Below are 20822 nucleotides of genomic sequence, written 5' to 3' on the forward strand. Positions count from 1 at the left end.
TTCAACTGGCAAGGATAGGACCATGCAACGTATGAAACGAATTCAGCGCCTGGCCGGCCTGCTGGGCCTCTGCCTGGCCCTGGTGGGGCCGGTGCAGGCCCAGAAACGGGACGTCCCCTCGTCCCTGTTCAAGACGGCGTCCCGGCCCACCGTCCCCGGTGACGGCTACATGGTCGCCGGGGATTTCTGGAACACGATCAAGCCCATGAACACCGCCACCGACAACGGCGTCGAGGATCCGAACCGGGACCGCGGGGCGCTGCACTGGATCACCCTGGGCCCCGACGGCACCAACTGGCTCGAACCCAACGGCGTCTGGCCCGGCGGCTACGACCTGACGAGCAACTGGCGGGACGGCACCCGGCTCGTCTTCCCCGTCTTCGAGGCCGACGGCTGGCCCACGCCCATCCTCCGGGCCGACGACGCCACGCCCGACGACCGGTACATGTTCGCCTACTACACGCCGAACGTGCCCGGTGCCGGCGACCCGGCCCGCAACTACCGGCGCGAGGCCCGCTTCACCGACGAGACGCGCACCCACCTCGTCTATGAAGCCGGCTGGCCCACCACGGCCGGCATCGACTTCAAGCTCCGCGCCCACCAGTACACGATCAACGAGCAGAACCTGAACGACTTCGTCGTGCTCGAGATCTCGATGACGAACACGGGCGTCGTGGACGCCAACGGGGACGGCACACCCGAGCTGACCGGGCACGCCATCGACGCCGTGGCGGCGGCCGCCTGGATGATCCCGTCCATCTCGGTGCGCATCACCCAGACGGCCGGGCGCTCGAACCGCTTCGGCGCCGGGCGTACGATGGGGTACCTGGTGCCGGCCGTCGCGGACGATCCCCCCATGTTCGTCTGGTACGCCAACGTTCCGCCCTCGCGGACCGACGGCCGGACCACGCCCGCGCCGGGCACCCGCCTCATCGGCGTCAACGACGGCGCCATCCTCGAAGGCTATACCGACGTCTGGAACGCCGTGATGTGGCTGGGGGCCAAGCAGGGCGCCATCGACGACAACAACCTGGCGGCCCTGGCGGGCGCGCCGGACAAGCGCACCCTCTTCGGCACGCATCCCGTCGGCGTCGGGGGTGAGGCCGGCTGGTATACCTCCGCCACGAACCAGGACCCCAGCCTGTTCAACCTGAACCGGGCGGACCTGGCCTTCTATTCCGCCACGGCCACCTGGTATGCCGATTACGGCAAACGCACCACGTTCGACAACAGCAACCGGGCGCCGAACCCGAACCTGTTCTCCGGCGGCACCCCCGGGGACGTGACCACCTTCGGGCAGGCGGCGCCGGGCGTGCGTCCCGACGGCGACTATAAGCACGCCAGCGTGGACGTCAGTCCCACCGCCATCGAACAGCCCATCTGGGAGGATCGCCTCAACCCGCAGGCGGCTTCGGGCAACTTCTACGGGGGAACGGGCTTCACGCAGGAGTACACCTTCGGGCAGGACGTCAACCACGGCGTGGGACCCTTTGCCCTGGAGGTCGGGGAATCCATGACGCTCGTCTTCGTCATGACGGGCGGCTTCCGCTGGGAGGGCGTCGCCGACGCAGCGAAGGCGGCCCGGTGGGCCTGGGAGCGCGGCTGGAACGTGCGGGACGCGCTGCCCGTGCCGCCGGCCCCCGACATCCGCGTGGAGAGCACGACGAACGGCACCGCCCGCATCCGCTGGACCGACGTCTCCGGCATCGACCCGGACGTCGACGGCTACAAGATCTGGCGGGCCGCCCAGTTCCAGCGTGAGAGCTGGTTCCCGAGCCAGGAGGAAGGCGCCAACGGCTTTGCCCTCGTCGACAACTACCACCGGCTCCATGAGCCCGGCGGCAGCATCAAGCAGTTCGCTGATGCCGGCAACCCCTACTTCGACGCCTTTGCCGAGTTCGCCGGCGACACGCAGAACTTCTACCAGCCGGCCGAGTGGGGACCCTACCAGCTCATCGCGAAGATTCCGGTCAGCGAGGTGTCCCAGTACAACGACGCCACGGGCGGGTACGACTACAGCTATGAGGACACCGAGGCCATCACCGGCTTCACCTACTGGTACTACGTCTCCGCCTACAAGGAGGGGAGCTTCACCGGACCGCTCGGCCCCGTGCCCGTCGGGCATATCGAGTCGTCCAACTTCAACCGGAACGGGCGTAACAGCCGCGACGTGCCGGACGGCCAGATCGGCCTCTTTGCGCCCTGGATCGACACCTACCCGTTCGCCATCCGGGCGGCCGACTATCCGGCACCCGGCACGCAGAACAGCAAGAACATCGGAGGGCCGTTCACGGTGACGCCCCCCGTGGCCCCGGTCGACCGCGTGGCGCAGCTCATCACGGTGACGCCCAACCCCTACAAGATCACCGGCCTCAACGACGAGCGCGACAACCCGTCGAGCCACAGCATCGACTTCCTCAACCTGCCCGAATCCTACACCCTGACCATCCTGGACGTCTCCGGGCAGATCATCTTCCAGACGACCGTGGAGGGCGCCACCGACGGCAAGTACACCTGGGACATGTTCTCCAAGGACGGCGTGGAGGTCGCCAGCGGCCTCTACATCTACCATGTCTCGTACGACAACGGCAACCGCGAGGCCGTCGGTCACTTTGCCATCCTCCGCTAGCTCCTGCCTTCACGATGAGACGCATGAGGTCCGCCATGAAACGAATCCTCTTTCTGAGCATCCTGCTGGCCGCCCTGGTCGTCTTGCCGGCCGAGGCGCAGCGCAAGGCCGGGCGTACCGGCGCCGCCTTCCTCGAGGTGGGGATCGGGGCCCGCGAGGTGGCCCTCGGCTCGGCGGCGACGGCCCTGACGGGGGACGCCGGGCAGATCTTCTGGAACCCCGCCGGAACCGCCCTCCACGGCGACCGGCGCGGCAGTGTCAGCTTCTCCTACGTCGACTGGATCGCCGACATCGAAGCCGGGGCGCTGGCGGCCGGGTACAACACCGCCTACGGCACCCTCACCCTGGGCGTGCAGTATTTCGGGCTGACGGACATCCCGGCCAACCGGCAGAACGGGTACACCGACCCCATCCTGCAGGAACTCGTGACCGACACGGAGACCGCGCCCACGTACAACTACACCGACCTGGCCGTCAGCCTCTCCTACGCCCGGTACGTGATCGACCGGCTGAGCCTGGGGGCGACGGTCAAGTACATCAGCGAGCGCATCGACGGCGTCGGTGCCTCGGCCCTGGCCTTCGACTTCGGTTCGGTCTATCACGTCGGCGTGGCCGGCTGGCAGCTGGCCGCCCGGCTGAGCAACCTGGGCACCGACCTGTCCTTCTATAACCAGGACAACCCGCTCCCGCTGACGTTCTCCATCGGCTCGACGATCTACCCCGTCAACCGGGAGCAGATGCGCCTGATGCTGGCCGTCGACGCCACCAAGCCGCTCGATTCGCAGCAGCTCGTCTATGGCGGGGCCGAGCTGTCCTTCTACGACCTGCTGTTCCTCCGGGCCGGCTACCGCTTCAACTATGCCGGGGCCGAAGACGACGGCACCAGCACCCGCGACCCCGTCAAAACCTCGATCGAAGGCGTCTCGCTCGGGGCCGGCCTCCAGTATGCCCTGGGGGACTACGCCCTCGGCCTCGACTACGCCTTCACGCAGATGGACCTCCTGGACAACGTCCATCGCTTCACCCTGCGCATCGGGATGTGACGGCCGCCGCGCCGGTCGGAGCGGGCGCGCGGCCCGCCGGACCCCCCGTTTCCTCAACCCGCCTGACGGAAGCTTGCTGACCGTAGAAACGTCTTCGGGCCGATGGGGCCCCTTCTGTGAACAGATCGCCGCGTTTCTGGCCGCCGACGTCATCACCCTGGCCGTCGACGGCCAGGCGGTGCGCGGGTACCGGAGCCCCGACTCACCGGCGCTCTGGATCCGCGACCACTCGGACATCCTCCGGGCCGGGCGCTATTTCACGGACGACGTGCAGAGCGCCGTGGACGCTTTCGCCCGGCAGCAGGCCCGCAACGGCCGCCTCTTCGACTTCGTCACGACCCGTCCGATGGGCGGGCGGGAGAACTGGGAGACGTGGGTGCGGGTACCCGTCGAGGCCGACGTCGAGTACCGGTTCGTGAAGGCGGCCTTCCTGGCCTGGCAGGCCTCGGGAGATGACGACTGGATCGCCCGGCTTCTGCCCGCGCTCGACCGGGCGCTCGTCTACACCACGACCCACCCCTGGCGGTGGGACGCGCACCACGGCCTGGTCAAGCGGCCCTATACCATCGACACCTGGGACTTCGACTTCACGGCCGGGCGCCACCCCTGGCTCAACTTCCAGATCACCGACGAGACGTTCTGGGGCATCATGCACGGCGACAACAGCGGCCTCTACGAGGCGGCCCTGCTGCTGGCCCGGCTCTACGACCACATCGGGGCCGGGGAGCGCGCCGCGGCCTGGCGGGCGCGGGCCGACGCGGTGCGGGCGCAGGCCAACCGGCTGCTGTTCAACGGCCGTTTCTACACCCACTTCTACCGGCTCGGGCCGGTGCCGGACCCCGGCGTCGACGAGGCCGAGCAGCTGAGCCTGAGCAACCCCATGGCGATCAACCGGGGCCTGGCCGATCACGCCATCGCCGTGTCCATCCTGCGGGAGTACCGGCGGCGGCGGGAGGCCGGAAGCGCCTTCGCCGAATGGTTCAGCATCGACCCGCCCTTTCCGGCCGGCACCTTCGGGGACGAGCGCCTCGTGCCGGGGGCCTATTGCAACGGCGGCATCATGCCGCTCGTGGGCGGCGAGCTGGCCCGGGCCGCCTTCGAGCACGGCTTCGAGCGCTACGGGGTCGAGACCCTCGAGCAGTACCGCGCGATGATCGCCGCGCAGCAGGCCACCTACCTCTGGTACTTCCCGGACGGCACGCCCTCCTCTGTCGAGACCAGCACCAGCCCCGAAGCGACGGCCACCGACGGCTGGGGGGCCTCGGCGATGCTCTGGGCGTTCGTGGAAGGGCTGTGCGGGGTGGTGGACCGGGCGCACTCGTTCCGGCGGGTGCGGCTGGCGCCGCGCTGGGTGGCCGCCGGCGAGCGGCGGGCGGCCGTGCAGGTCGGCTATCCGGCCGGGGGCGGAACCTTCGGCTATCGTTTCGAACACGACCCGGAGGCCCGCACGATCCGCCTGGAGATCGCCTCGAGCGGGGCCGAGGTCAGCCTGCACCTGCTGCTGCCGCCGGGCCGGAGGCCGGTGGCGGCCCGGTGGGACGGGGCGGACGTGCCCTTCACGGTGGAGCGGGTGGAGGAAAGCACCTATGCCGCGATGCAGCGAGCGGTTACCGGGAGCGCAAGTGTGGAGGTGACGTATGCCGGCGCTTAGCATCGGGGGGCGAGCGGGACGAGGCGAGGTGCGAGCCGCGTACGTGCTGCTCCTGCCCACACTCGTCTTTTTCCTCGTTTTCCAGTACTACCCGATCCTCAAGAGCATCGCCCTGAGTTTCTTCGACTACGGGCTGTTGCGCCGGCACACGCCGTTCATCGGGCTGGAGAACTACGTGCGGCAGTTCCAGGACCCGCTCTTTCTCTCGGCGCTGGGCAACACGTTGCTCTTCGTGGCCGGCTGCGTGGTGGCCGGCGTGGTGCTGGCGCTGGTGCTGGCCGTGATGGTCGAGGGCACCGGCCGATGGGCGCGGTTCTACCGGACGCTCTACTTCATCCCCGTCGTCACCTCGCTCATGGCCACGGCGATGATCTGGCGGTGGCTCTATGCCTCGAACGGGCTGATCAACTACCTGTTGACGTTTGCCGGTCTGCCGCCGCAGGGCTGGTTGCTCGACGAGCACCTGGCGCTGCCGGCCCTGATGGCGCTGACGGTGTGGAAAAACCTGGGGTTCGACATGGTTCTGTTCGCGGCGGCGTTGCAGAGCATCCCGGCCGAGTACTATGAGGTGTCGCGTCTGGAAGGGGCCACGCCCTGGCAGACGTTTCGCCTGGTGACGTTGCCGTCGTTGCGTCCCATCGTGGTGCTCGTCAGCATCACGGCGGTCATCCGGTCCTTCCAGGTGTTCACCATCGTGCTGGCGATGACCCAGGGGGGGCCGGTGAATGCCACCCGCACCATCGTCTATCATATCTACGAGCAGGGGATCCAGTATGACGAGATGGGTTATGCCTCGGCGGCGGCGGTCGTCCTGCTCGTGCTCATTGCCGGCATGACCTACGTACAGATGCGGTTGGACCGCGAGCGGTGAGAAACGTCATGAAGCAGTCACGCAGGCATTTCGTCTCGAGTCTCGGGCGAGCGGCGCTGGGGGCCGGTCTGGCCGGAGCGATCCGGCCGGGGCGGGAGCCGGCCCCCCCGCTGCCCGGGTTCGACGACCCGGATTTCTGGCGCGTGGTGCGCCTGCAGTACCCGCTGACGTTCGAGCGCGTTTACCTCAACACCGGCGGGCTGGGGCCGGCGCCGTATGCCGTGCTGGCGGCCGTCGAGCAGACCACCCGGTCGCTGCAGGCGCTGTCGGAGACCGGGCACCACCTGATCGAGGAGACGCGCCCGGCGGTGGCAGCCTTCCTGGGTGCCGATCCGGACGAGATCGCCTTCACCCGCAATGCCACCGAAGGCAACGCGACCGTCGCCATGGGGCTCGACCTGCGGCCCGGCGACGAGGTCATTTTCGAGTCGCACGCGCACCCGGGCGGGTCCTTTCCGTGGATGGCCCGGCAGAAAGAGCAGGGCATCCGCGTGCGCCTCTTCGAGCCGGACCCGACGAGCGCCGCGGGCAACCTGGAGCGCATCGCCGCCCTGATCACCCCGCGCACGCGCGTCATCCAGGTGAGCCACGTCACCGCGCCGACGGGCATTCGCTTTCCGGTCGAGGACATCGCCCGCCTGGCGCGGGAGCGGGGCCTGTGGTTCCACATCGACGGGGCACAGGCGGCCGGCATGATCCCCGTCGACCTGCATGCCATCGGGTGCGACTCCTTCGCCACGAGCGGGCACAAGTGGATGGGCGGGCCGCACGGCACGGGCGTGCTCTACGTCCGCCGGGACCGGCTCGACGCCGTGCGCCCCACCGAGACGGGCGCCTACGGCGACGACGGCGACGTCCACCTGCCGGACCGCTTCGGGTACCACGCTTCGGCCCGCCGGTACGAGGTGGGCACGCGCGATGCGGCTTCGGTGGTGGGGCTCGGGGCCGCGGTGCGGTTCCTCGAAACCATCGGGATGGCGCGCGTGGCCGAACGGGCCCGCACCCTGGCCCGTACCCTGCAGGCCCGCCTCCGTGCCCTCCCGGGCGTGACGATCCTCACCCCGGCGTCGGACGACCTGGCCGCTGCCATGACGACGATCCGGGTCGAGGGTGTGCCGTACCGCGACCTCTACCGCTATCTGCTCCAGGAGCACGGCCTGCGCTGCCGGATCGTCAGCGAGCGGGGGCTCGACGCCCTCCGCATCTCCACCCATATCTTCAACCAGGAAGACGAGTGCGAGCGGGTCGCCGAGGCCGTCCGTCGTGCCCGGGACCTGCGCTGATCCGGAGGAAGCCCGCCATGTACCAGCCGCCTGCGACGAGGACCGGAGCCTGGAGGGGGCGCCTCCGCCTGCCCGCACCGGGGCGGGTCGGGGTGCACCTCGTGCTGCTCCTCGGCGCCGCGGTGATGGTCGGGCCGCTCGTCTGGATGGTGCTCACCTCGCTCAAGACCCCCGCCGACGCCGAGGCCTTCTTCAATACGCCACGTCGCCTCATGGCCTTCCTCCGGGCGCTCTGGCCCGACCCCCTGACCTGGGACAACTACCGGGCCGTCTTCACCGAGCGGCCCCTGTTGCGCTACTTCCTCAACAGCGCCATCTACACCGGCCTGCGCATGGTGCCGGCCCTCTTCTTCTGCTCCCTGGCCGGCTTCCTCTTCGCCAAGATGAAGTTTCCCGGCCGGGACGGCCTCTTCGGGGCCATCCTTCTGACGATGATGATCCCCTTCCAGGTCAAGATGCTCGTGCTCTACGAGATGATGGTCGATTTCGGCTGGGTGGACACGTACTGGGCGGTCGTGGTCGTGGGGCTGATGGAGCCGTTCGGCATCTTCCTGTTCCGGCAGACGATCAAGGACATCCCGGACGCCCTGCTCGACGCCGCCCGCATCGACGGGTGCGGACCGCTGCGAATCTACTTTCAGGTGGTGCTCCCGCTCATTCGTCCGGCCCTGGCCGCCTACGCCATCTTCCTGTTCATGTGGTCCTGGAGCGACTTCCTCTGGCCGCTCATCGTGATCAACACCGAGACGCTCAAGCCCGTCGAGGTGGGCATCCTGAGCTTCTCCGACATCAACAATCCGGACTACGTGAAGATGATGGCGGCCGCGACGGTGGCCGTGGCGCCGATCATCGTCTTCTTTCTCTTCATGCAGCGGCAGTTCATCCAGGGCATCACCATGACGGGTATCAAGGGATGAAGCGCCTTCGGACCCCCATACGATCCGCCGTGCTGTGGCTGCTGCCGGTGCTGCTGGTGGCGACCGGCATGGGGTGTGGTGCCGCGTCGCAGGAGCCGGCTTCCGACGGTCGCATCCCCGTACGTGTCTTCGTCCTGCTCATCAGCACGTCGCAGGTCGCCTTCTACCGGTGGGCCGAGCAGGCTTTCGAGGCGGCCCATCCGGAGGTGGACGTGCGCATCGAGCAGTTCCCGGGCAGTTCGCTGAAGGATTTCGAGATCAAGCTGCGCCTGCGGTTTGCCAGCGGGCAGGCGCCCGACCTGTTCCACGTCAACACGAACGTGGGGGCCGAGCTGGCGGCGCTGGGGCTGCTGGCGCCCGCCCCGCCCGACGTGGTGGCCCTGGTCGACACGAACAGCGTCAACGAGATGGCCCGCACCGCGGCCCGGTTCGACGGGACGTACTACGGTGTCGTGAGCGACGTGGTCTGGACCGCCCTCTACTACAACCGCACGCACTTCCGGGAAGCGGGCCTCGATCCGGACCGCCCGCCCCGCACCTGGGACGAGCTGCTGGAGATGGCCGACCGCCTCACCGTGCGCCGTCCCGACGGGACGCCCGTGCGTGCGGGGCTGTCGCTGCGCAAGACGGGGTTCAAGGCCGGCACGGCCGAGAAGTGGTTGACGTTCCTCTACAGCGCCGGCGGTCGCGCCTTCGACGAGAACGGCACGCGCACCCTCATCAACAGCCCCGCCGGACGGGCCGCGCTCGACTTCTACGCCGAGGTCCTCTTCCGGCGCCGCATCGACGACGTGGCCCTCGAAGGCGATCAGCAGGGATTCGGGCAGGGACGGGTGTCCATGTTCATCCGCGAACCCCACGTCATCGGGTGGCTGAAGCAGAACTACCCGGACCTGGACTTCGGTGTGGCGCCGATCCCGCGGCGGGACACCTCGCTCAGCAGCGGCGGGGCCTACATGTTCGCCGTCAGCCGGGACAGCCCGCACCCGGACGCGGCCTGGCGCTTTGCCCGCTTCCTGATGAGCGACTCGGTGTATGTACGCTATGCAGCAGGCGGGAGCGTGGTGCCGGCTCTCCGCTCGGTGGCCCGCCGCCCCGCCTACACTGGCGACCCGCGCTGGCGGGTGTTCCTGGAGCAGCCGGCCCGGCTCTCCGGGGGCTTTCCCCGTGCCGGCCGGGCGCTCGACATCCTCGGCGCCTACATCGAACAGTTCTGCTACGGCCGCCTGGAGGCCGGCGAGATGCTGCGCCTGGCCGAGCGGGACATGAACGCCGTGCTGGCTCCGAACCGGCGGCGGGACCCTTCATAACCGGACGAGACGATGCGTGACACGATCCCGGAACTGGGCATCATCACCGACGAGGTAGCCCCCGAGGTGGAAGAGGCGCTGGCGACGGCCATGGACTGGGGCCTGCGCCGGTTCGAACTGCGGGAAGGGCGCACGGGTCGTTTCCCGGCCTTCACGCCGGGGGAGGTGCGGGCCGTCGAGGCGGCCCGGGCGGCCGGGGCGCAGATCACCGCGGTCTCGCCCGGCCTGTTCAAAGGGGTGGTCTCGGACAAGGCCCGCCTGCGCCGCGAGCTGGACGACGTGCTGCCCCGTGCCATCGAACTGGCCCGGCGGTTCGAGGTGCCGGTGCTCATCGCCTTCGGCTTCCAGCGGTACCGGGGCGAACTGCCCTCGGGCCGCATGCGGGCGATGCAGGCCTTCGAGCGGGCGGCCCGGCAGGTCGCCGAGGCGGGTATGGTGCTGGCCCTCGAGAACGAGCCGGACTTCTGGATCGACCGCCCGGCCGAGGCGGCGGCGATGCTCGACGAGATCGGCCATCCCGCCCTCCGCCTCAACTGGGACCCGGCCAACCTGCACTGGGGGGGACAGGTGCCCACCCGTGCCGATTTCCTGGCGGTGCGCCCCTACCTGGCGGGCGTGCACGTGAAGGACTATTACCCGGCGCGGCCCGAGGCTCCCTGGTTGCCGGTAGGTGAGGGGACGACCCCGTGGGACGAGATCCTCCCGTGGCTCGTCCACGAGACGGACCTGCCCCATCTGACGATCGAGACCCATTGCACCCCGCTCCGTGTCTGTTCGGAGCGGGCCCTGGCGAACCTGCGGCGCCTCCTCGCGGCGTGCATCCGCGGCGAGGTCGCCCGAGACCCGGAGGACGGACGATGACGACCCCCCCTGAACAGGCCGAACCCGTACGCCTGGCCATGGCCGGGCTGGGCGGGCACGGGCGGACGATCCAGCAGGCGGTGGCCTCCGTGCCGGCGCTGCGCGTGGTCGCCGTCTACGATCCCGACGCCGCCGAGGCCCGGGCGGCCGCCGCCCGGTTCGGGTGTGCCGTGGCTCCGTCCTACGAGGCGCTGCTCGCCCGCGACGACGTCGAGGCCGTGGTCCTCGTGACGCCGAACCACCTGCACCGTCCCCAGGCCGAGGCGGCCCTGGCCGCCGGATACGACGTGTTCGTCGAGAAGCCGCTGGCGAACACCGTGGCGGACGGGCGAGCGATGGTGCGGGCGGCCGAGGCGACCGGCCGGGTGCTGATGGTCGGGCACAACATGCGCCGGGGGCGCCCCGCCCGCCGGGCCCGGGCGTTGCTGGCGAGCGGGGCCCTGGGGCGTGTGGCCAGCATCGAGGTGCACTTCTCTTCCGACACGGCGCAGCGCCTGCCGGCCGGTTCGTGGCGGCTGCACCCGGGCACGTGCCCGCTCCTGCCCATGATGCAGCTCGGCATCCACGGCGTCGACCTGGTGCACTACCTGGCGGGGCGCGTCGAGACGGTGCAGGCCCGGGCCGCCGCGCTGACGACCGGCCCGCCCGTCGTGGACCACGTGGCCGCGCTGCTGGGGTTGCCGGACGGGGCCACGGCCACCCTCGTGTCGAACTACTGCACGCCGGTGCGTTTTGCCTGGCACGTCGCCGCCACGGAGGGCAGCCTGGCCGGCACGCCCCACACGCTCACCGTGACCGACCGCTCGGGGGCCGTCCTCGAGACGCTCGACGCCGGCGACGATCCCTACGGTTCCTACGTCGACCAGATGGCGGCCTTTGCCCGGGCCGTCCGCACGCGGCAGCGGCCCGAGACCGACGGCTATGCCGGCCTGCAGGCGCTGGCGGTCGTCGAGGCCGTCGAAGCCAGCCTGGCCCGTCAGGCTGCCGTCCCGGTGCCCGTCTACGCTCCCGACCGCCATCCAGCCTGAGATACGCGATGCCGATCTGCCGACTACTGGTCCTGATGATGGGATGCGGGCTGCTCCTGCCTCCCGCCACGGCCCGGGCCCGCCAGGCGACGCCGGGCGACCTCGACCGCGCCTTCCAGGCCCGCCGCGATTCCCTCATCACGTACTTCGCCACCCGCATCCCCGATGACGACCTGAGCCGCGGCGGCTACCTCGACGTCGCCGCCCGCCTCTATCGCGGCACCTGCGGCACCTGGTGCGTGGCCCGCCTCGACTCGCTCATGGCCCATCCCCGGGGCGACATGTTCTGGATGTACCCCTTCGTCACGGTCATGTACAACGACCGGGGCACGCTGCCCGAAGCCACCCGCCGCCGCATGCGGGACCTCTGGCGCACCTACACGCCCTACCGCGGCGACACCGAGAACCACTGGGCGCTCTACTACACGGCGCTCTACCTGGCCGCTCAGCAGTATCCGGGCGAACCCGGCTCGTCCTGGTTTACCGGCAAGAGCTCGGAGGAAAACATGGCGGAGGCGCGGGACTACCTGATCGCCTGGATGGACCTGACGACCCGCCGCGGCCAGGGCGAATACGATTCGCCCCACTACCTGCGCGTCTATCTCACGCCGATGGCCCTGCTCTATGCCTACGCCGAAGAACCGGCCATGCGGCAGCGCGCCCGCATGATGCTCGACTACCTGCTGGCCGACTTCGCCGCGGAGAGCCTGGACGGCCTCTCGGGAGGGGCCCACAGCCGCATCTACGAGCGCGAGGTGATCCGCCCCTTCCGGGCACCCGGCGCCGCCCCGACGGCCTGGCTCCTCTTCGGCAACACCCCGTTCCAGCCCACCGGCGAGACGCTGATTCTGGCCCTGAGCGGCTATCGCCCTCCGCCCATCCTGCACTACATCGCCACCGACCGGCGGGCGCCCTATGTCCACCGCGAGCTCAAGCGCACGCGCCACCGCATCCGCTACAGCAGGGAACGCAACGCGCCGGTCTACAAATACACGTACGTGCGGCCCGAGTACGTCCTCGGCTCGACACAGGGCGGCCTCCTTCAGCCCATCCAGCAACAGACCTGGAGCCTGATCTGGCGCACCGACGACCCCGAAGAGGCCCGCAACACCCTGTTTTCCCTCCATCCCTACTCGTCTCCGGTCGAGCTGGGGATGTACTTCGCCGAGTTGCAGGAGTTCGTCACCGAGATCGTCGTGCGCTCGAAGAAAGAGTACGATTCGCCGGACAAGCTCACCGGCGGCTCGCCCTATGAGCAGGTTTTCCAGCACGAGGATGCCCTCATCGCCCTCTACGACATCCCACCCGGCACGCGCTTCCCGCACGTCAACGCCTTCTTTTCGGACGAGCTGCGTGACCTGAAGGAGGACCGTTCCGGCTGGATCTTCGCCCGGGGCGGAGAGGCCCTGATCGCCTACTACCCGCTGGCACCCTACCGCTGGGAGGAGCAGCCCGACGCCTGGGACGAGAACCGGAAGCACCGGCGGCTGGTGAGCCCGCATCTGAAGAACGGCGCTGTCGTGCAGGTGGCTCCGGCTTCGGCCTACGCCTCCATGGAGGCGTTCCGGGCGGCGGTGCGGGCGCTGCCGCTGGACGTCTCCACCCGCCCCGTGCCGTCGGTCCGCTTCACCACGCTCGGCGGGGCCACCATGGAGCTCACCTATGGCGAGACGCCCCGTCTGAACGGCACCCCGGTGGATTATGCCGCCTGGCCCCTTTACGACGGCCCGTTCCTGCAGGCCGCACCGGAGAGCCGCCGGCTCGAGATGCGCTACGGCGCGCTGCGTCGCCTGCTCGACTTCAACACCCTCACGATCCGCGAGTGGGTCGAGACCCCTTCCGACAACCGGCAAGACCCCGGCACGCCATGAGACGAATGCACCTTCTTCCGGTCGGGCTCCTGTTGTTGCTCGGTGTGCCTCCGCGCGGGGCCGTGGCCCAGGCGGACGCCGGCCCGGCGATCCTCTACGGCGGCTTTATCCCGTCGAAAGGCTACGTCGTCGGCAGTAGCCTGGACGAGAGCGGCCTCATCCGGCGCGAGCCGGACGGACGCTGGGTGCACCTGGGACACAACAACCCGCGCGTCAATGCCGTCGCCGCCGTGCCCGGCCGGCCGGACACGCTCTTCGTGGCCGCCGGCAACGGCGTGTTGCGCACCTTCGACGGCGGTCGTTCCTGGCGCATCGTCACCGACTGGCGCATGACCGAGGTGCAGGATGTGGCCGTGGACGCCCACGCCCCCGGCTTCGTCTATGCCGGCACCGCCTACGGCGTCTGGCGCTCGACGGACGGCGGGGACACCTGGGAGGAAGCCAGCGTGGGCATCCCGCCGGGCAAGACGTACACCGAGACCGTGGAGGTGGACCGTACGACCGCCTACCGCGTCCTGGCCGGGACCGACGACGGCGTCTACGTCTCGGAGGACGGCGGCCGGACGTGGCTGCGCGCCGGCCTGCCCGGCGTGGAGGTGCTCGACCTCCAGCAGAGCCGCACCGCGCCGGACGTCTGGCTCGCCGCCACCTACCGGCACGGCCTCCACCGCTCCACCGACGGCGGGCGGACCTGGCACCCCGTGGCCCCGGCCTGGGCCGCACACAGCATCCACGGCGTCGCCATCGACCCCCACGACGCCCGGCGTATGGCCGCCGCCGGATGGGACACCGGCGTCCTCGTCTCCGTCGACGGCGGGCGGACCTGGGAACGGCGCGGCGACACCCTGCCCGTCGACGACTTCTACGAGATCGTCTTCGACGCCAACGTGCCCGGCCGGCTGCTGGCCGCTACCGTCGAGGAGGGACTCTTTGCCTCGGACGACCTGGGCCGTACCTGGACGCTGCTGGGCCTCGAAGGCGCGCTGATCTTCGACCTTACGTTCGTCTATCCCCGATGAATTCGCTCACCGAACCACGAACCGCCATGAGCACGACCACCGCCACCACCCTCTTCCAGCGACCCTATGACGTCACCGACGAGCAGGTTGCCTTCTTCCGGGCCAACGGGTACGTGCGCTTCGACGGGGTGCTCTCCCCCGAGGAGGTCGAGGCGCTGCGGGCCGCGCTCGAACGCGCCCTCGCCGCCAAGAAAGCCTTCACCCGCGACCTGGCCGGGGGCGGCGACCGGATCGTCCAGATGCTCAACCTGTGGGAGCACGACGACGTCTTCCGCGCCTATTCGACCAGCCCGCGCCTGGCCCGCATGGCCGCCCGTCTTACCGGCAGCGAGACCATCCACCTCTTTCACGACCAGGCCCTCATCAAGCCGCCCGGCCCGAGCGCACCCTCGCCCTGGCACCAGGATCAGCCCTACTGGCCCTCGAAAGAGCCGGGCATGATTTCCTGCTGGATGGCCCTCGACGACGTCACCATCGACCGGGGGGCCATGCAGTTCATCCCCGGCTCGCATCGCTGGGGCGAGTTCGCGCCCGTCTCATTCGCCGGCGACGGCCCCGGGCTCTACGACATGATCTCGGACGAGCAGCGGGCGCAGTGGACCCCCGTGCCCGTCGAGCTGAAAGCGGGGGACTGCACCTGGCACCATGGCCTCACGTTCCATTACACCCGCCCCAACACCACCGACCGGACGCGCCGCGCCGTCGTGACGATCTATATTCCCGACGGCATCACCTACGCCGCCGACGAGAAGATGGAACACCCGCTCTCGCCGACGATCACCAGCCGCAAGGGCGAGCCGCTGCGGGGCACGAAGTTCCTCCGGCTCCTGTGACGCGGCCGGGTGGCCGCACCGATCCGTTTCACGCATCCATTCAACCCGGAAAGACCACGTGATCGACCTCAACCACCGGCTCACGCCGGCGTCCCTGTTGCCGCGGATCGAGCGGATGTGGGACGTCTCGGCGGCCAAGCTGCGGGCGCTCGATCGAGATTTCGACCCGTCGCAGGGGGCGCCCGTCTACACCGTCGAGGGACGCTATACGACCCGCGGGTGGACCGACTGGACCGAGGGCTTCCAGTACGGCTCGGCCCTGCTGCAGTTCGATGCCACCGGAGAGGAAGCCTTTCTGGAGATGGGGCGGCGGCCGACGCGGGCCCGCATGGCCGCGCACGTCACCCATACCGGCGTGCACGACCACGGCTTCAACAACGTCAGCACCTACGGGGCCTTGCGCCGCCTGATGAACGAGGGGCGGATTCCGGAGAACCCCTGGGAGCGGGCCTTCTACGAGCTGGCGCTGAAAGCCTCCGGCGCCGTGCAGGCCGCCCGCTGGACGGCGCTGCCGGACGGCTACGGCTACGTCTATTCCTTCAACGGTCCCCACTCGCTCTTCGCGGACACCATCCGCTCGATGCGGGTGCTGGCGCTGGCACACCGCCTGGGGCACGTCCTGATGGGGGAGAACGACACCCGCATCTCGTTGCTGGCACGCTTGGCGCGGCACCTGCGCACGACGGCCCGCTTCAACGTCTATTACGGCCGGGGACGCGACGGCTACGACGTCCGGGGGCGCGTGGCCCACGAGAGCATCTTCAACCTGAACGACGGCCGCTACCGGTGCCCGAGCACGCAGCAGGGCTATTCGCCCTTCACGACGTGGACGCGCGGGCTGGCCTGGGTCATGCTCGGCTTCGCCGAACAGCTCGAGTTCCTGGACACGTTGCCGGCGGAGGAGGACCTGCCGGGCGGGCGGGACGACTTCGAAGCGATGATGCGCGAGGCCGCCCGGGCGACGTGCGACTTCTACCTGGAGCACACCCCGTCCTGCGGCGTGCCGTACTGGGACACCGGGGCGCCGGGGCTGGTACACCTGGGAGATTACCGGAGCCGCCCGGCCGACCCGTTCAACCCGTACGAGCCGGTGGACAGCTCCGCCGCCGCCATCGCCGCGCAGGGACTGCTGCGCTTCGGCCGGTACCTCGACGGCCACGGGGAGGACGGCGCGCGGTACCGGGCCGCCGGCCTCCGCGTGCTCGACACCCTGCTGGACGCACCCTACCTGAGCACCGATCCCGCACACCACGGGCTGCTGCTGCATGCCGTCTACCACTGGCCCAACCGGTGGGATCACGTGCCGCCCGGCCGGCAGGTCGCCTGTGGTGAGGCCACCCTGTGGGGCGACTACCACCTGCGCGAGGTCGCCCTCTACGTGCAACGCCTGGCCCGCCAGGAACCCTACTACACGTTCTTCGGATAACCCATGCCCCGAACGCGAGCAACTCCGGCGGGCACGCCCGACGGCCGGCCGGGCACCCACGAGGCGGAGCGGCTGCTGCCTCCGCCGCGCGACCTCTCGCGCCTCTGCATCCACACCGTCACGACGCGGCCGTGGAGCCTGCCCGAAGCGGCGGCGGCCTACGAGCGTGCCGGCATCCCCGCCATCACGGTCTGGCGCGAGGCCGTCGCCGGGCACGGGCCGGCCGAGGCGCACCGCATCATCGCCGACCACGGCCTGACCATCGTCTCCTACGTGCGGGGCGGCTTCTTCGCGGCACCGACGGCCGCCGCCCGGCGTGCCGCCGTCGACGAAAACCTGCGCATCATCGACGAGGCAGCGGCGCTGGGTGCCCCGCTCGTCGTGCTCGTCTGCGGCGCCGTGCCAGGCCAGCTCCTGGAGACCTCCCGCGCCCAGATCCGGGACGGGCTGGAACGCATCCTGCCCTACGCCGAGGCCGCCGGGGTGCGCCTCGGCATCGAGGCCCTCCACCCGGTCTATGCCGACAGCCGCTCCGCCATCAACACCCTCCGCCAGGCCAACGACCTCGCCGACGACCTGGACAGCCCCGCGCTGGGCGTCGTCGTGGACGTCTATCACCTCTGGTGGGACCCCGACCTGCGCGACGAGATCGAGCGCAGCGGCCGGAACGGTCGCCTCTTCGCCTTCCATATCTGCGACTGGAAAACCCCGACCGAACACCTGCTCCTGGACCGGGGGCTGATGGGGGAGGGATGCATTCCCCTCCGGCGTATCCGCACCTGGGTCGAGGCCGCCGGCTTCGACGGCTACCGCGAGGTCGAAATCTTCTCGGAAAGCTACTGGCGCGAGGACCAACACGACTTTCTGGAAAAGATCAAGCATGCCTACCTGACGCATGCCTGACCGTAACCGACACCCTAACGCACCCACGACGACATGAACGAGATCGACCAGACGGCCCCCTCCGTCCGTGAAGGCACCCCGACCATCCACCGGGTGGGTATCGTGATGAACGGCGTCACCGGGCGGATGGGGACGAACCAGCACCTGCTTCGCTCCATCAAAGCCATTCGGGACCAGGGGGGGATCCGCCTCAGCGACGAGGAGATCATCCTGCCCGAACCGCTGCTTGTAGGGCGCAACCCGGTCAAGCTGGCACGGCTGGCCGCCGCCTCCGGTTTCGACAAGTGGACGACGGACGTCGAGGCGGCCCTGGCCGACCCGGCCTACGAGGTGTATTTCGACGCACAGACCACCGACCGGCGGGCCGTGTGGGTGCGGCGGGCCATCGAGGCCGGCAAGCACGTCTACTGCGAGAAGCCCACGGCGCTGACCACGGAAGAGGCGCTGGACCTCTACCGGGCCGCCCGCGAGGCCGGCGTCAAGCACGGCGTCGTGCAGGACAAGCTCTGGCTGCCCGGCCTGATGAAGCTCCGCGCGCTGCGGGAGACGGGCTTCTTCGGCCGCATCCTCTCCGTGCGGGGGGAATTCGGCTACTGGGTCTTCGAGGGGGACGTCGTCCCGCCCCAGCGCCCTTCGTGGAACTACCGCAAGGAGGACGGCGGAGGGATCATCCTGGACATGCTCTGTCACTGGCGTTACGTGCTGGACAACCTCTTCGGGCCGGTGCGGGCCGTCTCGTGCCTGGGGGCCACCCACATCCCGCGCCGGTGGGACGAACACGGCCGCCCGTACGACGTCACCGCCGACGACAGCGCCTATGCCACGTTCGAACTCGAAGGGGGGATCGTCGCCCACTTCAACGCCTCCTGGTGCGTGCGCGTCCGCCGGGACGACCTGCTCACGTTACAGGTCGACGGCACCCGTGGGTCCGCGGTGGCCGGGCTGCGCCGCTGCTGGACGCAGGCCTACGGCAACACCCCGCGGCCGGTCTGGAACCCCGACGTCCCCCAGCCCATCGACTTTTTCGACGGCTGGCTGGAGGTGCCCGACCAGCAGGCCTATGACAACGCCTTCAAGGCCCAGTGGGAGCTCTTCCTCCGGCACGTGGTCCGGGACGAGCCGTTCCCCTATGACCTGCTCGAAGGGGCCAGGGGGGTGCAGCTGGCCGAGCTGGGCCTGGCCTCCTGGCAGCGGCGGGCCTGGATCGACGTGCCTCCGCTGACGTCGTGACCCCACGTACCCGGCGTGTGTGCGCCGCATCCCATCGAACAGACGCCTATGAAGCCACTGGCCCTGATCACCGGGGGAGCCTCCGGCATCGGCCTGGGGATCTCCGAAGCGCTGGCCGCCGAGGGGTACGACCTGCTCGTGTGCGGCCGCCGCGCCGAAGCCCGCGTCGCCGCCGCCCTCGACCGGCTGCGGGCCGCGGGCGCCCACGTCACCTACGTCTCGGCCGACATGGGGACGGCCGGCGGGCGGCAGGCCGTCATGGAGGCGGCCCGCGCCCAGGGACGGCTGCACGTGCTGGTCAACAACGCCGGTATGGCCCCGCCCGAACGCCGCGACCTGCTCGACGCCTCCGAGGAAAGCTTCGACCGGGTCCTGGACGTGAACCTCAAGGGCCCGTACTTCCTCACCCAGGCCGTCGCCCGGTGGATGATCGCACAGCGGCAGGCCGATGCCGGCTACCGGGCCGCCATCATCAACATCGGATCGGTCTCGGCCACGATGGCCTCGGTCGAGCGGGGCGAGTACTGCCTTTCGAAGGCGGGGCTGGCCATGGCCACCCGGCTGTGGGCCGTCCGGCTGGGGCCCTACGGCATTCCCGTCTACGAGGTGCGGCCCGGCATCATCCGCAGCGACATGACCGCCGGCGTGCAGGAGAAATACGACCGCCTCATCGCCGACGGGCTGCTCGTACAGGCCCGCTGGGGAGAGCCGGAGGACGTCGGCCGCGCCGTGGCCATGCTCGTCCGCGGCGATCTGCCGTACTCGACCGGCCAGGTCATCATGGTCGACGGCGGGCTCCATCTGGAGCGGCTCTGACCCCCACACGAACGGGACAGGTCAACCCCGGAAGCTGTTCTCTCCAACCCCTCAACCCAAACCCCTACAGCCATGCAGTTGAGCGAAGACATGCCGTTTCGGGCGATGCGCAAGACGTGGCAGCCGGTGGGGCTGTCGCGCGACCTTCCGGTGGGGCAGGTGTTGCGCTACACCTTGCTCGACGAAGAACTGGCCGTGGCCCGGTTCGAGGACGGCCTGCTGGCGACCCGCGACGCTTGCCCGCACAAAGGGATGCGCCTGAGCTGCGCCTACATGGAGCGCGGCGAGCTGGTCTGTGCCTACCACGGCTGGCGCTTCGCACGGGACGGGCGCTGCACCGGCGTGCCCTCGTTGCCCGACCCGCCCCGCCACCTCCTCGACCGGGCGTCGCTGGACACCTTCGCCGTGCGGGAACGCTACGGCATCATCTGGGTCCGCCTCGACGACGAGGAAGCGGCTCCCCTGCCCGACATTCCCGAGTTCGAAGGACACGACGGCTGGCAGTACCTCGTGGCCGAACCCATGCCGTTCCGGTGCGGATTCCGGCGAGAAATCGAAAACTACCTGGACATGACCCACTTCGCCTTCGCGCACCGGACCACCCTCGGGGCCGCCGCCGACACGGTCCTGCCCGAGCTGAAGATTACCCGGCTGGCGGACGGCTTCCAGATGGAAGCCCCGTTCCCGGCCGTGCGGACGCCCGGCGTCACCCCCTCGAAGCTCCAGCGTGCCCACTTCCGTCGCCAGCGCTGCTACCTGCCCAACTTCACCACCATCCGGCAGACCTTCGAGGACGGGGACGAGCGGATGCTCGTGCACATCCCCAGCCCGAACACCCGCGAAACGTGCACCGTCTTCTGGGCACTGGCCCAGCCGGAAGGCTTCCGGGGGCCGAGGCTCGAAGAACAGCTCGCCTTCTCGACGAAAGTGCTGGAGGAGGATCGCTACATGTGCGAGAACCAGGTGCCGCGCGAAGTGCCGATCAACCCCGCGCGGGGTGGATGGGGGGTGCTCGTGGCCCCCGGCGACACGCTCGCCAACACGTTTCAGAAAGCCTTCCGGCGCTTCGTGCTCGAGGCCCTTGCGGAAGAGGAAGCCGCCGCCTGAGATGTACCGACCCCTGAACTTCCG

At 69.7% G+C, this 20822-nt stretch carries 17 protein-coding genes; all 17 read left to right on the forward strand.

Annotated features, from left to right (window positions below):
- Positions 1 to 31: 31 nt before the first annotated feature.
- The 17 genes from GQ464_RS17235 to GQ464_RS17315 all read left to right on the forward strand — a co-directional run bounded on the left by GQ464_RS17235 (position 32) and on the right by GQ464_RS17315 (position 20798).
- The gene (locus GQ464_RS17235; protein WP_166976527.1) at positions 32 to 2629 is read left to right on the forward strand and encodes a T9SS type A sorting domain-containing protein; all 2598 of its coding nucleotides are present in this window, start codon (positions 32 to 34) and stop codon (positions 2627 to 2629) included.
- 35 nt (positions 2630 to 2664) lie between these two features.
- On the forward strand, positions 2665 to 3672 hold the full coding sequence (locus GQ464_RS17240; protein WP_166976526.1) for a PorV/PorQ family protein: 1008 nt from the start codon (positions 2665 to 2667) through the stop codon (positions 3670 to 3672).
- A 73-nt stretch (positions 3673 to 3745) separates the two neighbouring features.
- Positions 3746 to 5323, forward strand: a complete 1578-nt coding sequence (locus GQ464_RS17245; RefSeq protein WP_166976525.1) for a hypothetical protein — start codon at positions 3746 to 3748, stop codon at positions 5321 to 5323.
- Positions 5310 to 6194, forward strand: coding sequence for a carbohydrate ABC transporter permease (locus GQ464_RS17250; protein WP_166976524.1), 885 nt, complete (start codon positions 5310 to 5312; stop codon positions 6192 to 6194). Before GQ464_RS17245 ends, GQ464_RS17250 begins: the two co-directional genes overlap by 14 nt.
- Before the next feature lie 8 nt (positions 6195 to 6202).
- On the forward strand, positions 6203 to 7477 hold the full coding sequence (locus GQ464_RS17255; protein ID WP_166976523.1) for an aminotransferase class V-fold PLP-dependent enzyme: 1275 nt from the start codon (positions 6203 to 6205) through the stop codon (positions 7475 to 7477).
- Between the two features lie 17 nt (positions 7478 to 7494).
- Positions 7495 to 8394, forward strand: a complete 900-nt coding sequence (locus GQ464_RS17260; protein ID WP_166976522.1) for a carbohydrate ABC transporter permease — start codon at positions 7495 to 7497, stop codon at positions 8392 to 8394.
- 29 nt (positions 8395 to 8423) lie between these two features.
- Entirely contained in the window at positions 8424 to 9704 is a 1281-nt protein-coding gene (locus GQ464_RS17265) for an extracellular solute-binding protein (RefSeq protein WP_166976521.1), read from the forward strand.
- 12 nt (positions 9705 to 9716) lie between these two features.
- Positions 9717 to 10565 carry a sugar phosphate isomerase/epimerase family protein gene (locus tag GQ464_RS17270; RefSeq protein WP_166976520.1) on the forward strand — a complete coding sequence of 283 codons (849 nt, stop codon included), beginning with the start codon at positions 9717 to 9719 and terminating at the stop codon, positions 10563 to 10565.
- Complete coding sequence (locus tag GQ464_RS17275; RefSeq protein WP_166976519.1) at positions 10562 to 11593, forward strand: Gfo/Idh/MocA family protein; 1032 nt, start codon at positions 10562 to 10564, stop codon at positions 11591 to 11593. Before GQ464_RS17270 ends, GQ464_RS17275 begins: the two co-directional genes overlap by 4 nt.
- A gap of 8 nt (positions 11594 to 11601) precedes the next feature.
- The gene (locus GQ464_RS17280; protein ID WP_166976518.1) at positions 11602 to 13464 is read left to right on the forward strand and encodes a hypothetical protein; all 1863 of its coding nucleotides are present in this window, start codon (positions 11602 to 11604) and stop codon (positions 13462 to 13464) included.
- Positions 13461 to 14483 (forward strand): WD40/YVTN/BNR-like repeat-containing protein, encoded by a 1023-nt coding sequence (locus tag GQ464_RS17285; RefSeq protein ID WP_166976517.1) that lies wholly within the window; start codon positions 13461 to 13463, stop codon positions 14481 to 14483. Before GQ464_RS17280 ends, GQ464_RS17285 begins: the two co-directional genes overlap by 4 nt.
- 26 nt (positions 14484 to 14509) lie before the next feature.
- Complete coding sequence (locus tag GQ464_RS17290) at positions 14510 to 15316, forward strand: phytanoyl-CoA dioxygenase family protein (protein WP_166976516.1); 807 nt, start codon at positions 14510 to 14512, stop codon at positions 15314 to 15316.
- Positions 15317 to 15374: 58 nt separating this feature from the next.
- The gene (locus GQ464_RS17295) at positions 15375 to 16742 is read left to right on the forward strand and encodes a hypothetical protein (protein WP_228350403.1); all 1368 of its coding nucleotides are present in this window, start codon (positions 15375 to 15377) and stop codon (positions 16740 to 16742) included.
- A 3-nt stretch (positions 16743 to 16745) separates the two neighbouring features.
- Positions 16746 to 17645: a sugar phosphate isomerase/epimerase family protein gene (locus GQ464_RS17300; protein WP_166976515.1), complete on the forward strand. Its 900-nt coding sequence runs from the start codon at positions 16746 to 16748 to the stop codon at positions 17643 to 17645.
- A 33-nt stretch (positions 17646 to 17678) separates the two neighbouring features.
- Positions 17679 to 18875, forward strand: a complete 1197-nt coding sequence (locus tag GQ464_RS17305; protein WP_228350404.1) for a Gfo/Idh/MocA family protein — start codon at positions 17679 to 17681, stop codon at positions 18873 to 18875.
- 48 nt (positions 18876 to 18923) lie between these two features.
- A complete protein-coding gene (locus tag GQ464_RS17310) occupies positions 18924 to 19691 on the forward strand; it encodes a 3-ketoacyl-ACP reductase (RefSeq protein ID WP_166976514.1) in 768 nt (255 codons plus the stop codon).
- Between the two features lie 72 nt (positions 19692 to 19763).
- Complete coding sequence (locus GQ464_RS17315; RefSeq protein WP_166976513.1) at positions 19764 to 20798, forward strand: aromatic ring-hydroxylating oxygenase subunit alpha; 1035 nt, start codon at positions 19764 to 19766, stop codon at positions 20796 to 20798.
- Positions 20799 to 20822: the final 24 nt, after the last annotated feature.

It is taken from the genome of Rhodocaloribacter litoris, assembly GCF_011682235.2.
Lineage (GTDB): Bacteria > Bacteroidota > Rhodothermia > Rhodothermales > ISCAR-4553 > Rhodocaloribacter > Rhodocaloribacter litoris.

Coding starts and splice junctions, on each gene's coding strand:
- GQ464_RS17235 (WP_166976527.1), top strand. CDS start 32: ATGAAACGAATTCAGCGCCTGGCCGGCCTGCTGGGCCTCTGCCTGGCC.
- GQ464_RS17240 (WP_166976526.1), top strand. CDS start 2,665: ATGAAACGAATCCTCTTTCTGAGCATCCTGCTGGCCGCCCTGGTCGTC.
- GQ464_RS17250 (WP_166976524.1), top strand. CDS start 5,310: ATGCCGGCGCTTAGCATCGGGGGGCGAGCGGGACGAGGCGAGGTGCGA.
- GQ464_RS17255 (WP_166976523.1), top strand. CDS start 6,203: ATGAAGCAGTCACGCAGGCATTTCGTCTCGAGTCTCGGGCGAGCGGCG.
- GQ464_RS17260 (WP_166976522.1), top strand. CDS start 7,495: ATGTACCAGCCGCCTGCGACGAGGACCGGAGCCTGGAGGGGGCGCCTC.
- GQ464_RS17270 (WP_166976520.1), top strand. CDS start 9,717: ATGCGTGACACGATCCCGGAACTGGGCATCATCACCGACGAGGTAGCC.
- GQ464_RS17275 (WP_166976519.1), top strand. CDS start 10,562: ATGACGACCCCCCCTGAACAGGCCGAACCCGTACGCCTGGCCATGGCC.
- GQ464_RS17280 (WP_166976518.1), top strand. CDS start 11,602: ATGCCGATCTGCCGACTACTGGTCCTGATGATGGGATGCGGGCTGCTC.
- GQ464_RS17285 (WP_166976517.1), top strand. CDS start 13,461: ATGAGACGAATGCACCTTCTTCCGGTCGGGCTCCTGTTGTTGCTCGGT.
- GQ464_RS17290 (WP_166976516.1), top strand. CDS start 14,510: ATGAGCACGACCACCGCCACCACCCTCTTCCAGCGACCCTATGACGTC.
- GQ464_RS17300 (WP_166976515.1), top strand. CDS start 16,746: ATGCCCCGAACGCGAGCAACTCCGGCGGGCACGCCCGACGGCCGGCCG.
- GQ464_RS17305 (WP_228350404.1), top strand. CDS start 17,679: ATGAACGAGATCGACCAGACGGCCCCCTCCGTCCGTGAAGGCACCCCG.
- GQ464_RS17310 (WP_166976514.1), top strand. CDS start 18,924: ATGAAGCCACTGGCCCTGATCACCGGGGGAGCCTCCGGCATCGGCCTG.
- GQ464_RS17315 (WP_166976513.1), top strand. CDS start 19,764: ATGCAGTTGAGCGAAGACATGCCGTTTCGGGCGATGCGCAAGACGTGG.